We start from the raw sequence: 12,870 nt of genomic DNA on the forward strand, positions 1-12,870 counted from the left end.
GCCCACGGCCCACGGTCGGTCATACGGCGGCGCGGCGCGCTCCCGTGCGCCGTGCGCGTACCAATCGGCACACCGAACTGGGGGGTTCATGCGTAGATCCAGAAGGTTGGCGGCCGCTCTCGCCCTGTCCCTGGCCGGCACCGGCGCGGCCGTGGGCCTCGGCCTCGCCCCGCAGGCGGCGGCACTCACCCCGCCCGTGGCCTTCACCGCCGACCCGCTGTCGACCTGGCAGCCCAACGGCGTCGTCTGGGCCCTCGCCGAGGCGGGCGGCACGGTCTTCGCCGGCGGCACCTTCTCCGCCGTGCGTCCGCCCGAGGGCGCCGGCGGCAGCGAGCAGCAGGCGGTGAACTTCGTGGCGCTCGACGCCGCGACCGGAGCCCCGACCTCCTGCAAGCTGTCCTTCACCGTCGGCGGCGGCACCGCCACCGTCCGCGCGCTCACCCTCTCGCCGGACAAGCGGACCCTGTACGCGGGCGGCTACTTCGGGGCCGTCAACGGCACCCCGGTCTCCAGCCTGGCCGCCATCGACGTGGCGACCTGCACCGTCAAGCCCACCTTCCGGCCGGCCTTCGCGGCCACCGTACGGGCCCTCGCCGTCACCGGTGACACCGTCTACGCGGGCGGCGACTTCCTCACCGTCGCCGGCCAGCAGCGCGAGCGCTTCGCCGCCGTCGACGCCACCGACGGGACGCTGCGCCCCTTCGTCGCCAACGCCGACGAGCCCGGGCGCGCCGTCGAGGTCACCCCGGACGGCGAACACGTCGTCCTCGGCGGTGACTTCTTCACCCTCAACGGCACGGACACGCACGCGCTGGCCGTCGTCGACGCCACCAGCGGCGCCCTGACCAAGTCGTACGCCGGCTTCATCGAGAGGAGCTCGGTGGTCAAGGACATCGCGACCGACGACACCGGCTTCTACACCGCCAACGAGGGCACCGGCGGCGGGGTCTTCGACGGCCGCATCGCGCTCAACCTCAGCGACTTCAACCAGCGCTGGCGCGACACCTGCCTCGGCGCCACCCAGGCCGTCCTCCCGTACCGGAGCGTGCTCTACAGCGCCTCCCACGCGCACGACTGCTCCAGCGTCGGCGAGTACCCCGACGGCCAGCGCCACCACCTGCTCGCCCAGCCGACCAGCGGCACCGGCAAGCTCGGCTGGGCCCCCGACACCAACGACGGCATCGGCGAGGGCATCGGCCCGCGCGTGATGGCGGTCGGTTCCAAGGGCGGCGTCCAGTACCTCTGGGTCGGCGGCGAGTTCACCACCGTCAACGGGGCGGCGCAGCAGAGTCTGACCCGCTTCTCCTCCACGGGGGACACCGGCGCGCCCACCGTGCCCGTCGCCAGCGCCGTCAGCGTCAAGCCCGGTGAGGTCCAGGTGCGCTGGCGCACCAGCCTCGACCTGGACGACAGCGCGCTGACCTACCGGATCTACCGCAACGGCGCGGCGACGCCCGTCGCCACCGTCACCGCGGACTCGCTGTTCTTCAAGCGCCCGCAGGCCTCCTGGACGGACACCACCGTCACCGCGGGCCAGTCGTACACCTACCGGGTCACCGCGAGCGACGCGGCGGGCAACACCAGCGCCCTGTCCGGGACGGCGAGCGTGACGGTACCGACCTCGGTGGACGGCTACCCGAACGCGGTCCGCGCGGACGGCGCCCAACTGTACTGGCGCTATGACGAGTCGGCGCTGCCCTTCGTCGCGGACTCCTCCGACGGCGGGAACCAGAGCGGGGTGCACCTGAACGGGCCCGCCCTGCGCCAGACGCCCGCGGCGGTCACCGGCGCGAGCACGGCGATCGGCTTCAACGGCACGGACAACCGGGTGTACGCGGACAAGCGCCAGAGCGTGGGCGGCAGCTACACCATCGAGACCTGGTTCAAGACGAACACCACCCGGGGCGGCAAGCTCTTCGGCTTCGGGAACAACCAGGACCGGCGCAGCAGTCAGTACGACAAGCACATCTACATGACCAATGACGGCCGGCTCGTCTACGGCGTGTACACCGGGGACACCCGCACCATCACCACCGGCGGCACCGACCGCTACAACGACAACCAGTGGCACCACGTCGTCGCCACCCAGGGGCCGGGCGGCATGACCCTGTACGTGGACGGAGCCCAGAAGGGCACCCTCAACGTCACCACGCACGAGAACTTCGCCGGCTACTGGCACGCCGGCGGCGACAACCTCGACGGCTGGCCCGACCGCCCCACCAGCGAGTTCTGGGCGGGCCAGCTCGACGAGAGCGCCGTCTACCCGAGCGTCCTGAGCGCGGCGCAGGTCCAGCACCACTACGCCCTGGCCTCCGCCCCGGCGGACTCGGTCGTCCAGGTCACCGCCGCCGAGGACACGTACGCCAACGCGGGCGCCCCCGGAAGCAACTACGGCACCTCGGGCTCGCTCGCCGTGCGGGGCACCTCCCCGTACGCCAGCTACCTGAGCTTCAACCTGCCCGCCGCACCCGCGGGCACGGTGCTCAAGTCGGCCACGCTCAGCGTGAAGACCAGCACCATGAGCGGCGCCGGAACGACGGACACCGTCTCGGTCGTCCCGATCACCGGATCGTGGACCGAGAGCGGGACGACGTACAACAACCGCCCCGCGCTCGGCGGCACGGCGCTCGGCGCCTTCGCCGGGATCCCGGACGGCTCGGCCGTGCACACCACCGGGCTGACCACGGGCACCGTCGCCGCGGCCCTCGGCGGCGGCTACGGCCTCGCGCTGACCAGCGGCGGGACGGACGCGCTATGGCTGTGGTCCTCGGAGGCGGCCGCGGGCGAGGCTACGCCGCAGCTCATCCTGACGTTCGGGGCGCCGTGACGTGACGTACGCGATGTGACAGCGGGCTGATACACGAGGGGCGCACCCCGGCCGGGGTGCGCCCCTCCGTACGTCGGGTTCACGGCCCGGGGGAAGTGGGCTTCGGCGGCCCGGACGCCGGTTCCACCTCCAGGAAACGCCGTCGGCGCGGGCCCCGGTACAGCAGGCACTCCCAGCCCATCGGCTCCAGCACCGCCGCGCAGGCCGTCAGGCGCTCCTGTTCCTCCTCGGCCGCGCCGCCGCCGGGCGGGACCGGCCAGGTCACCTCCACCCGCCCCGGCTCCGCGGCGGCGGCCACCCGGTAGCCGGTGCGCGTCCGCCGCCCCGCCGCGTCCACCGCCGACGGCGTGATCCCCGCCGCCTCCAGTACGAGGGCCACCGCGCGCGGCATCTGCCGCAGCTCCCACGGCGCGGGAACCCCCGTGCCCGCCCCGGCGTTCACCAGGCGACGGATCTGAAGCAAGCCCTCGTACGCCGTCCGCAGCTCCCGGGCGCGCGAGGCCGCGTCCCCGAGGTCCGCCGGCCCGTCGCCCGTGGCGGGCTCGAACCCCTGCCCGGGTACCGTCATCCCCCACCGTCCTTCGCCGCACAGGTCGCGTCTGAGTACCTCATGCCCAACGGCCTGAGTATCCGCCCCGATTCCCCGCGGCGCCGCCGGTGATCGAATGAGGGCATGACCTCAGCCGCCCCGCGCCCCGCGCTCCGCCCGCGCATGCAGCACGTGACCACCGCCGGCACCGCGCTGGCCGTGGCCCTGGTCCCGCTCGTCGTGGGGGTCCTGGTCGCCAAGGGCCTGGGAGCGGACCCGCTGACCCCGGTCAACGCCCTGATCAGCGGCGGCGGCCAGCGGGCCGGGCTGCCGCGGGCGGAATGGCGCCGCCGCCGGTACCGCACGATGCACCGGCTGCGCACCGCCCGCCGCGACACGGCCGCCCGCTGCGCCCACGTGTGCGGCCGCCGCCCCTGAGCCCCGCCGCACGTCCCGCCCGGTAGCCCGTCACCCCGCCCCGTCCCGCCCGGTAGCCCGTCACCCCGCCCCCTCCCGCCCGGTAGCCCGTCACCCCGCCCCGTTCCGCCGGGGCTCCTGGGCCCCGAGCCAGACCGCCGCGGCCCTCGGGGTGCGCAGGCGGACCACGTGCAGCGGGGCGAACCGGGCGTCGCCCGCCCGCCGGGCGATCTCGGCGCGCCGGGCCCCGTACTGCGACCAGGCCCACCACGCGGGGTGATCGGAGCGCAGCCACTCCCGCCACTTCTCCCGGTTCCCGCCGAACAGCCGCTCCCGCAGCAGGCTCCGGCGCAGCGAGCGCAGCAGTACGCGCCGCATCACCACGCGCCGGGGGAGGTCGAGCCACACGATGGTGTCGGCCCGCTCCCACAGCAGGTCCCGGACTTCCGGATAGCCCAGGGAGTCGAAGATCCACCGATCCGTCCCGGCCAGCCGCGCCGTGTCCTCGGCGAAGGTCGCGCTGACCGCCCACCCCGGCCCGCCGAAATGGAGCGCGTCCATCTCGTGGAACGGCAGCCCGAGCCGCCGCTCCAGTTCCCGGGCCAGGGTGGACTTCCCCGCTCCGCTGATTCCGACCACCAATACGCGCCGCATCCGCGGAGATTAGCGGTCGGGCCCCCGGGTCGTCGCCCCTTTCCCGCGCGGATGGAGCCGGGCGACCCGATCCTCGCCGGGCTTCGACCGGGGCCGTCGGCCGTCGGCCGTCTCCGGGCCGCGTCAGAGCGTGGGCTGCCCGTACTGGCGGACGCACAGGTCCACGATCGACGGCGGTGCGGCGCCCTCCGCCGCCGCGCACAGCTCGTCGACCCGGGGCAGCCGGCCCTGCGGCCGGGGGACCCGCGGCGCCGTGGGCCTGGCCGGGCGCACCCGGCGCGGCGGTACGGCGGGTTTCGCGCGCCGTTCGGAGGGCGGCCGGGCCCCCTTCGCGAGGGGCCGGCTCGGGTCGGGCTCCGCCCCGGGGCCGCTCTCCGGCCCCGCGCCCGGCAGGTCGCCCAGCGGCAGCGGGAGCGGTACGGACAGCGCCGGCAGCGGCCCGGCGTCCCCCGGCAGCACGGCCCCGCCGGGTACACCGGCGGTGTCGGGCGCGCCCACGGGCGGTACGGAACCCCGCGCGGGATCCGGGGCCCCCGGGCCGACGGAGACGCATCCGGCGCTCGCGAGGAGGGAGAGGGGCACGGCCCGTCGCAACTGCATCGCTCCACCATGCCGCACGCCCGGCCCGCCCGAGTGCCGCTCTCACGCATCCGGGTGACGCTGATTCAGGGCGGGTGGCGGGAATGCCCCGCGCCCCGAGGGAATTGGAACGACGGTGCGGGCGGTGGGGGAGGCGCGACCCCCGGCGCTCCGCGCTGCCGTGTCCGGTTCGTCGCCTGCCCCGTACGGAGTGCCGATTCATGACCGATGCCGATGCCGATGGCGATGCCGTCGCTCCCGCCCGTACCGCTGCCGTCGCGCCCGGCAGCAGCCCCTGGAAGGGCTGGGCGGCCGTATCGGCCGTCTCCCTCGGGATCTTCTGCCTGATCACCTCCGAGCTGCTGCCCGTCGGCCTGCTCACCCCGGTCGGGGACTCGCTCGGAGTGTCCGACGGCACCGCCGGACTGATGGTCACCGTGCCCGGCCTGATCGCCGGGTTCTGCGCACCCCTCGTCACCGTCGGCGCCGGACGGCTGGACCGCCGCCTCGTCCTGTGCGTGCTGATCGCCCTGATGGCCGTCGCCAACCTCGCCGCCGCCCTCGCGCCCGGCTTCGCCGTGGTCCTCGCTGCCCGGCTGCTCGTCGGGGTCAGCGTCGGCGGGTTCTGGGCGATAGCCGGCGGACTCGCCGTCCGCCTGGTCCCCGAGCGCCACGTCGGCCGGGCCACCGCCGTCGTCTTCGGCGGCGTCCCCACCGCCTCCGTGCTCGGCGTCCCCGCCGGGACCCTGCTCGGGGAGCTCGGCGGCTGGCGCACGGCCTTCGCCGCCGTGGCCGCCCTCGGCCTCGTCACGCTGATCGCCCTGCTCCTGCTGCTGCCGGCGCTGCCCGCCGACCGCGGCATCCGCTTCGGGGAACTCCCCGCCCTGCTGCGCGACAACCGGGCCGTGCGCGCCGGAGTGATCGTCACCTTCCTCGTCGTGACCGGGCAGTTCACCGCGTACACCTTCGTACGGCCGATCCTGCGGGACGTCTCCGGCATCGACGCCGAGTACGTCAGCACCCTGCTCCTCGGATACGGAGTGGCCGGGGTCGCCGGGAACTTCCTGGCCGGCGCGCGCGATCCCCGCCGGACCCTGCTGGTGGTCAGCGCCTCCCTCACCGCGGTGCTCGCCCTGATCGCCACCCTGCCCGGGGCCTTCGCCGGTACCGCTCTGCTGCTCGCCTGGGGGCTCGGGTACGGCGGGGTGTCGGTGAGCCTGCAGAGCTGGATGATCCGGGCGGCGCCGCGCGCGGCCGAGGCCGCCTCGTCGCTGATGGTGGCCATGTTCAACCTCGCGATCGCCGCCGGCGCGTTCGCCGGGGGTCTCGCGGTCGACGGCCTCTCCGCGCCGGCCGCGCCGCTGACCGGGGCCGCCCTGATGCTGGCGGCCGCCGTCACCATCGGGACGACCTCGGTCTCGGCCCGCCGCCGGGAGCCGGCCGCCGGGATCCCGGACCACCCGCGCCGGGCGGCGGAGGCGAGCCGGACGGCGGGGGCGGAAGTCCCGTACAAAACGGATGGATAGGGCGGATCGACTGTCCGGCTTGACCGGGGCCGTCCCGAAGGGCAAGAGTGCGCCGATCAAGAACCACCGCTCGGGCCGTACTTCGGAGATCCTCAGCATGCGCATAACCGTTCGCTCTTCGCTCGCTCCGGCTCGGCCTTCCGCTGCGGCCGTGACCGGCGGTTCTCTCACGACCGGCGGCCCCGGCGGGCCCGCCGTCGCCCCGGGCACGGTCCTCGCCGCGTGGCGGCGCGGGGCCTGACCGGCCGGGTGGAGGCCGCCGCCGCACCGCCGCGCCGGCCTCCGCCCCCGCCGGGAGACAACCGTGTCCCACCACCCCGATGAGAGCGGGGCCGTCCTCCCCGACGACCGCCTGCTCGTACGCCCCTACGTCGCGCCCTCGGGCCGTCCGTCCCCCTCGACGGCGCCCGCCTGGCCCCGGAGCGGTCCCGCCGCCACCCGCCGCGCTCCCGCCCCCGACCCCGTGCCCGCACCCGACCCTGCCCGCGGTCCGGGTTCCGCTTCTGCTGCCGCCGCAAGCCCGGAACGGACCGCGCGGCGCGGCCGCCGACTGCCGGTGGCGGTGTCCGTGCTGCTCGGGCTGGGCGTGGTGGGCGGTCTGGCGCTGCTGCTGACCGGGCCCGAAGAGCGCCGGCCGGAGCGGGCGGTGGCGCCGCCCGGGCTGTCCGTACCGGTACTCCCGGAGCGCAGCCCCGGCGCCGGAGCCGAGCCCTCGCCCGGGCCGTCCACGCCGCCCCCCGCCTCACCGCGCCCCTCCGTACCGGCGTCGGCGTCGGCCTCCGCCCGGCCCGGGTCCGCCCCCGGCGTCTCCACGAGCCCGACCGCGCCCGCGTCGGGCTCCGCCCCGGCGGGCACGCCGTCCGCCGGGATCACGGCCGCCGGGGGCGGGACGCTGCGCCCGGGGGACCGCGGATCCGAGGTGCGGGCCCTCCAGGAGCGGCTCCACGGGCAGGGGTTCACGTACGTCGTGGTCAACGGGGTCTACGACGGCCGGACCCGGCGCGGTGTCGCGCAGTTGCAGAGCGACCGAGGCATCAGCGGCGATCCGCAGGGCGTCTACGGCCCGGCCACGCGAGCAGCCTTCGGCTGAGCGCCCTTCGGCCGGGCGGCCTTCGGCCGAGCCGCCCACTGCCCCGTCCTTCAGCGGCCGCCCGCGACCCGCAGGACGGTTCCGGTGGTGTACGAGGCTTCGGGGGACAGCAGCCAGGCGATGGCCCCGGCGATCTCCTCGGGCTGCCCGGGCCGCCCGAGGGGGATCCCGGCGGCGGCCCGCGCCGGGCGGTCGGGGTCGCCCATCGCCGCGTGCATGTCGGTCTCGACGATGCCGGGCGCGACCGCGTTCACCCGGATCCCGTCCGGGCCGAGTTCCTTGGCCAGGCCCACGGTGAGGGTGTCGACGGCCGCCTTGGTGGCCGCGTAGTGGACGTACTCCCCGGGGCTGCCGAGGGTGGCGGCCGCCGAGGAGACGTTCACGATGACCCCGCCGTAGCCGCCGCCCGCCTCCGACATGTCCCGGGCGGCCCGGCGGCAGCAGAGCAGGTACCCGAGGAGGTTGACCTCCACCACCCGCCGCAGGTCGTCCGTCGTGGCGTCGGCGAGCCGGCCGAGCGGCCCGGTGACCCCGGCGTTGTTGACGAGCCCGGTGACCGTGCCGAGTTCGGCCCCGGCGATGTCGAAGAGCCGCTCGACGCCGCACTCCTGGGAGGTGTCTCCCCGTACGGTCACGCACCGGGCGCCGGCCTCCCTGACCCGCGCGGCGGTGGCCTCGGCCGCCGCGTCGTCCTTCGCGTATCCGAGGACCAGGTCATGACCGGCGGCGGCGAGCCGCACGCAGGTCGCCGCGCCGATGCCCCTGCTGCCTCCGGTGACGATGGTGACTGGGCGACGTGCCATGTGAGCCTCCTGTGCGACGCGGTGAGCGGCGCAGGCTAGCAGCCGGGTCTGCCGACGTACGTGGCCGAGGCCGCCGCGCGCGGCCGGTCAGAGCTTGCGCAGCACTCCGCGCCAGGTCCATCCCGCGGCGAGGACGGTGTCGCGGAGGGGGTTCTTGACGTCCCGGGTGTCGAAGCGGAAGGTCTCGACACGGCGGCGTCGGCCGTCGGCTCCCCTCCGGAACTCCCACTTCTTGTACACCATGGTCGCCGGCCCGCGGCCGTACTGTCCCCGGGAGTGCTCTTGCGACCGCTCCTCCCACTGCTCATCGAGGGCGCGGACCTCACGCTTCGAGGGGACGAAGAGCATCCGGGTCTTGAGGGTGAGGCACACCTCGGGGACCCTGCACTCCGCCACCAGGTCCGCCCGCTCTCCGGGGAGGGCGTTGCGTACGCGGAACCGTGCGTCCGGGCCGCCCAGCGCCAGCAGTGCGCCTCGGACCTCCAGGACGGGCAGCGGCTCGACGCCACCGTCGGGGTACTTGGTGCCCATCCACTTGTCGAAGAGACGGCCCATCGCTAAACCTCGTCCCCGGAGTTCGGGCGCACCGTGCGCACGAACTCCTGGAAGTCTGCCAGCACGGCCTCGTGCTGGGCCGGCGTGGCGGTCAGGGCCAGGCGGATCACCGCCCGCTCGCGCGGATCGCGGACGTCCAGCAGGGACAGGTACACCTGGGACTGGACGAGGTCGCGGCGCACGCCGCCGGCGACGGCCGAGAAGGTCAGCTGTTGGGTCACGGCGGGCGCCCCGTCGGAATCGATCTCGCGGCGGTGGGCCACCGCCACCGCCCCTACGACCTCGGACAGGCGCTCCACCGACTCGTCGGCGAGCTGTGCCAGGGTCGCGCTGTCCGGCCGGTACTCGCCGTCGATGGTGATGTTGGCGGTGAATCCGGCGTCCGACACCGGATGAACCGCGGCGAAGGCCACTCCCGGGGCGTCCGGCCCCTCCGGAGGGGAGGCCGGGAGCCAGCCCTCGGGCAGGCGGAACGAGATCGGCACTGGCAGGGTCGTGGGCACCGCCGGCCCTCCTTCGGGAAAGGACATCAGAAGGCCAGGTCCAGGATGTGCTTCTTGAACGCCCTGGCGCCGGTGTTGACCCCATCGGCCATGTCGCCCACCGCGTCCGCCGCGCGGTCGACGGCTTTGGACACCTTCGCCGGATCGAAGGTGATCTCAAGCCCCAGCCCACCGCCGGAACCGGGCGAGAGGCCCGCCTTGCTGTCGTACTCCCATATGCCGGTCGTCTTGTCCTTCTCGTAGCCCCACTTGGCCTCCACGCCCGGCCCCTCCCACTTCTCGACCGTTCCCCCGATTCCGATCCCGGCGAACTCGAAACCGGCGGCGGCGGACACCTTCTTCCCGGCGAACGCCTTGAAGCCTCCGGTGAGCTCTTCCCTGGTCGCCTTGGCGGTGGCCGAGGCCTCGCCGCCGGCGAATCCCTCGGCCCGTACGTACGCGCCCGCCATTTCGCCGTATTGGGCACGCCCCTCGGCGAGCCCCCGAACTCCCACGGACGCCTCGGCCTTGGCGACGAGGCCCTTGTCGGTAAAGCCGGCGTTCGCGGTGGCCCTGGCACCGGCGTAGGCGTCGGCGACTCCGGAGAGCTTCCACGGTCCGTTGGTCAGCGAGCCTTCCGCGGTGATGTGGAAGAGGTCGGCGTACGCCTTGGCCGAGACTTCCTTGCCGTACTTGGGGCCGCTGGCGGAAGCGCCGACGCCGGGACCCGTCACGGTGAGCTTGCCCTCGGACTCCCACCCGTTCGTCTTGGTGGCGGCCTGCGCCGCGGGCTCCCTGGCCTTCGCCAAGTCGCTCTCGGCGTACGCGTTGAACCCGGTGAGGGTCTCGTCGGCGCCCTTGCCGAGGGCGTCCTTGTTGCTGTCGACGACGGCCGCGCTGAGGGCCAGTCTGACCGTGTGGTCGGTGGTGGTGACGGCCTTGACCCGGTCGTCGATGTGCTGCTGCCACTTGGTGACCGCGGTACGGATCGACGCCTGGCCGTCCGGGTCGTGGTGGTAGGCGTTGCGCTCGGCGGGCGTGAGCTTGGTGTGGTCGAAGGCCACGTGTCCCTGGTCCGAGACGGTCATGCCGGCGGCTATCGCGTCCGCCCGGGCGCTCTCCAGCTTCTTCTTCAGGTCGGTGAGCGCCTCGTGCGCGGTCCGCAGCAGGGTCGCGGTCGCCTTGGCCTGGCTCTGCGCGGCGGTGTACTCGTAGCGGGTCGCCGCGAAACTCGTGTGCGCGACACCGGCGCTGACGCCGGACCAGTTCCGGCCCATGGTGATCTTCTGGACGGAGTCCGCGTAGCGGGTCTCGACCCTCTTCAGCTCGCCCGCCATCGCGTCCCACTTGTCGGCCGCCGCCGTGAGCAGGCCCAGATCCGTGGTCATGATCTCGTGGTAGTTCGGCACCGCGACCCCCTACAGACCGTTCAGCTTGGACTGCGCGAGGAACTGGTTGCCCAGGCCGATGTCGTTCCGTGTGAAAAGACCCGAGGCCCCGCGCAGGGCGGCCTTCTCCGAGGACAGCCGGCCCATCAGGGTCTTGACCTGCTGGTCCCAGGTGTCGGCGACGGTCTTCAGGCCGGCGGCCGTCTCCCACCCGTCGAAGCCCTTGTGGGCGGTGGTGGTGGCGTCGTCCGCGTGCTCCGCGGCCTTCTTGGTGTTCGGCTCCAGCTCGGTCTCGATCGTGCCCGCCGCGGCCTTCTTCTGCGCCGGGGTGGAAGCGAAGGCGTCCGCCGCGCCGGGAGCCGGGGGCCCCGGCGCACCGTTCAGGCGCGTGCCCGCCTGCTGGTCCGGAACACCCGTGTGCCCTCGGTCCCACGTCGGACCGGAATCCCCTGACATGTCGCGCCTCCCCCGTTGTCGGCCGGCGCTGATCATATACATGGCAAATCGCAGAAGCAAAGGATTTGGTCGCCGGTCCGCGTGCTAGCCGCGCCGGGTCAAGGCCGTGCGCCAACCCGGCTGTTCGGGGGCTGCGGGCGGTGCGGTGCGGCGACCGCCGGTGGTGAAGAAGGCGGAGAGCGGGAGCGTGGCCGCGCCCACGGTGACCGCGTCCGGGCCGAGGGAGCCCAGGTCGATCGAGACCCGGGCGGCCGGGTGGCGCAGGGCGTGGCGCCTCGCGTGCTCCCGGACCGCGGGGAGGACGTACGGGCCCAGCAGCAGGCCCGCCCAGCCGCCGATCAGGATCCGCTCCGGCCGGAACAGGTTGATCAGGTCCGACAGGCCCGCGCCCAGGTACTCCGCCGTCTCGTCGAGGACGTCCCGGGCCACCGGGTCACCCGCGAGCGCCGAGGCCAGCAGCGCCGCGAGCGCCTCCTCCTCGTCCGCAGGACCCGCCGCATCCGCCGGACCCCCGCCGCCGCGTTCCGCCCAGCGGGCCAGCAGCGACTCCGCCCCCGTGTACGCCTCCAGGCAGCCCCGCGCCCCGCACCGGCAGCGCCGGCCCCGGACCGAGACCGTCAAGTGGCCCCACTCCAGCGGGGTTCCCTCCGTACTGCCGCCCTCCGGCGAGCCGTCCGTGATCAGGCTCGCGCCGACCCCCGACCCGAACAGGACCACGACGGCGTCCCGCGCGCCCCGCCCCGCCCCGAACCACATCTCCGCCTGGCCGAGCGTTCGCGCGCCGTTGTCGATGAGGTACGGGACCTCCTGCGGCAGGGCGCCGGTCGCGCGCAGCAGCGCCTCCAGCGGCACCGCGTCCCAGCCGATGGTCTGCCCGTGGACGACCGCTCCGCCCGGTGCCTCGCGGTCCACGATCCCGGGGACGCCCACCCCCACGCCCAGCAGCCGGTCTGTGCCGACCCCGGCTTGCGCGAGCACCGCGCCGATACCGGACCGGATGTGGTCCACGATCGGGCCGACGTCGTAGCAGCCGCGTGGCAGCAATGGGGTCTCGGCGCGGGCGAGTTCGGTCAGGGTGAGGTCGAACAGCTCGACGCGGACCCGGGTCTCGCCGACGTCGACGCCGATCAGGTGGGCGCTGCCGGGGGAGACCCGCAGCAGGGTGCGCGGGCGGCCCCCGTCGGAGTCCACGACGCCCGCCTCCTCCAGCAAGCCGTCCGCGATGAGTTCGCCGACGACGTTGCTCACGGATCCGGAGCTGAGCCCGGTCGCGGGTCCCAGTTCCTGACGGCTCATCGGGCCGCCGAAGTACAGCTTCTGGAGCACGGCGCCGCGGTTGCCGCGCCGCAGGTCCCGCACTGTTCGGCCGCTACGCCCTGTGGTCATCTGGCCTCTCCCGCCCTGTGGTTGGTCGCAACATACCCCTGCGCGAGCTCTTGACGCGACCCTTTCACGAGGCTTAACTCACGTCCTGAATTAAGGCCTGGACCAGCGGACGCCGATGAGGCGCCCCGGCCGCGACCGCACGCCGGCCTTCCCCCGACCCTGCCGAAAGGGGCCGATC

General features: G+C 74.5%; 13 protein-coding genes. 4 read left to right on the forward strand and 9 right to left on the reverse strand.

Translation table 11 applies throughout. The features are described from left to right. The first annotated feature begins 88 nt into the window (after window positions 1-88). A complete protein-coding gene (locus IE248_RS21370) occupies window positions 89-2,827 on the forward strand; it encodes a DNRLRE domain-containing protein (protein WP_190031415.1) in 2,739 nt (912 codons plus the stop codon). Between the two features lie 79 nt (window positions 2,828-2,906). On the opposite strand, the gene IE248_RS21375 is transcribed toward IE248_RS21370, so the two are convergent. Beyond that, a complete protein-coding gene (locus tag IE248_RS21375) occupies window positions 2,907-3,395 on the reverse strand; it encodes a hypothetical protein (RefSeq protein ID WP_190031416.1) in 489 nt (162 codons plus the stop codon). A 105-nt stretch (window positions 3,396-3,500) separates the two neighbouring features. Here IE248_RS21375 and IE248_RS21380 point away from each other — a divergent pair, with 105 nt between their 5' ends. Beyond that, window positions 3,501-3,794 carry a hypothetical protein gene (locus IE248_RS21380; RefSeq protein WP_008742824.1) on the forward strand — a complete coding sequence of 98 codons (294 nt, stop codon included), beginning with the start codon at window positions 3,501-3,503 and terminating at the stop codon, window positions 3,792-3,794. A gap of 90 nt (window positions 3,795-3,884) precedes the next feature. Here the strand turns inward: IE248_RS21380 and IE248_RS21385 are convergent, their stop codons facing one another. Both IE248_RS21385 and IE248_RS21390 read right to left on the reverse strand, forming a co-directional pair. Continuing rightward, window positions 3,885-4,427 carry a P-loop NTPase family protein gene (locus IE248_RS21385; protein ID WP_190031417.1) on the reverse strand — a complete coding sequence of 181 codons (543 nt, stop codon included), beginning with the start codon at window positions 4,425-4,427 and terminating at the stop codon, window positions 3,885-3,887. 123 nt (window positions 4,428-4,550) lie between these two features. Continuing rightward, window positions 4,551-5,027: a hypothetical protein gene (locus IE248_RS21390; protein ID WP_190031418.1), complete on the reverse strand. Its 477-nt coding sequence runs from the start codon at window positions 5,025-5,027 to the stop codon at window positions 4,551-4,553. A gap of 200 nt (window positions 5,028-5,227) precedes the next feature. On the opposite strand from IE248_RS21390, the gene IE248_RS21395 reads away from it, so the two are divergent. Together IE248_RS21395 and IE248_RS21400 are read left to right on the forward strand one after the other, a co-directional pair. Beyond that, the gene (locus tag IE248_RS21395) at window positions 5,228-6,532 is read left to right on the forward strand and encodes an MFS transporter (RefSeq protein WP_190031419.1); all 1,305 of its coding nucleotides are present in this window, start codon (window positions 5,228-5,230) and stop codon (window positions 6,530-6,532) included. A gap of 304 nt (window positions 6,533-6,836) precedes the next feature. After that, window positions 6,837-7,622, forward strand: a complete 786-nt coding sequence (locus IE248_RS21400) for a peptidoglycan-binding domain-containing protein (protein ID WP_079195817.1) — start codon at window positions 6,837-6,839, stop codon at window positions 7,620-7,622. A 50-nt stretch (window positions 7,623-7,672) separates the two neighbouring features. Here the strand turns inward: IE248_RS21400 and IE248_RS21405 are convergent, their stop codons facing one another. The 6 genes from IE248_RS21405 to IE248_RS21430 form a co-directional block, all read right to left on the reverse strand. Next, window positions 7,673-8,425, reverse strand: coding sequence for an SDR family oxidoreductase (locus IE248_RS21405; RefSeq protein ID WP_008742830.1), 753 nt, complete (start codon window positions 8,423-8,425; stop codon window positions 7,673-7,675). A gap of 87 nt (window positions 8,426-8,512) precedes the next feature. Next, on the reverse strand, window positions 8,513-8,980 hold the full coding sequence (locus IE248_RS21410; RefSeq protein WP_190031420.1) for a hypothetical protein: 468 nt from the start codon (window positions 8,978-8,980) through the stop codon (window positions 8,513-8,515). A gap of 2 nt (window positions 8,981-8,982) precedes the next feature. Beyond that, entirely contained in the window at window positions 8,983-9,483 is a 501-nt protein-coding gene (locus tag IE248_RS21415) for a hypothetical protein (RefSeq protein ID WP_190031421.1), read from the reverse strand. Window positions 9,484-9,509: 26 nt separating this feature from the next. Next, a complete protein-coding gene (locus IE248_RS21420) occupies window positions 9,510-10,850 on the reverse strand; it encodes a hypothetical protein (RefSeq protein ID WP_229895439.1) in 1,341 nt (446 codons plus the stop codon). Between the two features lie 30 nt (window positions 10,851-10,880). Further along, a complete protein-coding gene (locus IE248_RS21425) occupies window positions 10,881-11,306 on the reverse strand; it encodes a hypothetical protein (protein WP_037794457.1) in 426 nt (141 codons plus the stop codon). Between the two features lie 84 nt (window positions 11,307-11,390). Continuing rightward, window positions 11,391-12,692 carry an ROK family transcriptional regulator gene (locus tag IE248_RS21430; RefSeq protein ID WP_190031423.1) on the reverse strand — a complete coding sequence of 434 codons (1,302 nt, stop codon included), beginning with the start codon at window positions 12,690-12,692 and terminating at the stop codon, window positions 11,391-11,393. Window positions 12,693-12,870: the final 178 nt, after the last annotated feature.

Source organism: Streptomyces goshikiensis, from assembly GCF_014650555.1.
In the GTDB taxonomy this organism is placed as follows: Bacteria; Actinomycetota; Actinomycetes; order Streptomycetales; family Streptomycetaceae; genus Streptomyces; species Streptomyces goshikiensis.

Excerpts from the sequence above, each read along its gene's own strand:
- IE248_RS21420 (WP_229895439.1), bottom strand. The coding sequence starts at position 10,850 with ATGACCACGGATCTGGGCCTGCTCACGGCGGCGGCCGACAAGTGGGAC.
- IE248_RS21430 (WP_190031423.1), bottom strand. The coding sequence starts at position 12,692 with ATGACCACAGGGCGTAGCGGCCGAACAGTGCGGGACCTGCGGCGCGGC.
- IE248_RS21390 (WP_190031418.1), bottom strand. The coding sequence starts at position 5,027 with ATGCAGTTGCGACGGGCCGTGCCCCTCTCCCTCCTCGCGAGCGCCGGA.
- IE248_RS21385 (WP_190031417.1), bottom strand. The coding sequence starts at position 4,427 with ATGCGGCGCGTATTGGTGGTCGGAATCAGCGGAGCGGGGAAGTCCACC.
- IE248_RS21395 (WP_190031419.1), top strand. The coding sequence starts at position 5,228 with ATGACCGATGCCGATGCCGATGGCGATGCCGTCGCTCCCGCCCGTACC.
- IE248_RS21405 (WP_008742830.1), bottom strand. The coding sequence starts at position 8,425 with ATGGCACGTCGCCCAGTCACCATCGTCACCGGAGGCAGCAGGGGCATC.
- IE248_RS21410 (WP_190031420.1), bottom strand. The coding sequence starts at position 8,980 with ATGGGCCGTCTCTTCGACAAGTGGATGGGCACCAAGTACCCCGACGGT.
- IE248_RS21380 (WP_008742824.1), top strand. The coding sequence starts at position 3,501 with ATGACCTCAGCCGCCCCGCGCCCCGCGCTCCGCCCGCGCATGCAGCAC.
- IE248_RS21370 (WP_190031415.1), top strand. The coding sequence starts at position 89 with ATGCGTAGATCCAGAAGGTTGGCGGCCGCTCTCGCCCTGTCCCTGGCC.
- IE248_RS21375 (WP_190031416.1), bottom strand. The coding sequence starts at position 3,395 with ATGACGGTACCCGGGCAGGGGTTCGAGCCCGCCACGGGCGACGGGCCG.
- IE248_RS21425 (WP_037794457.1), bottom strand. The coding sequence starts at position 11,306 with ATGTCAGGGGATTCCGGTCCGACGTGGGACCGAGGGCACACGGGTGTT.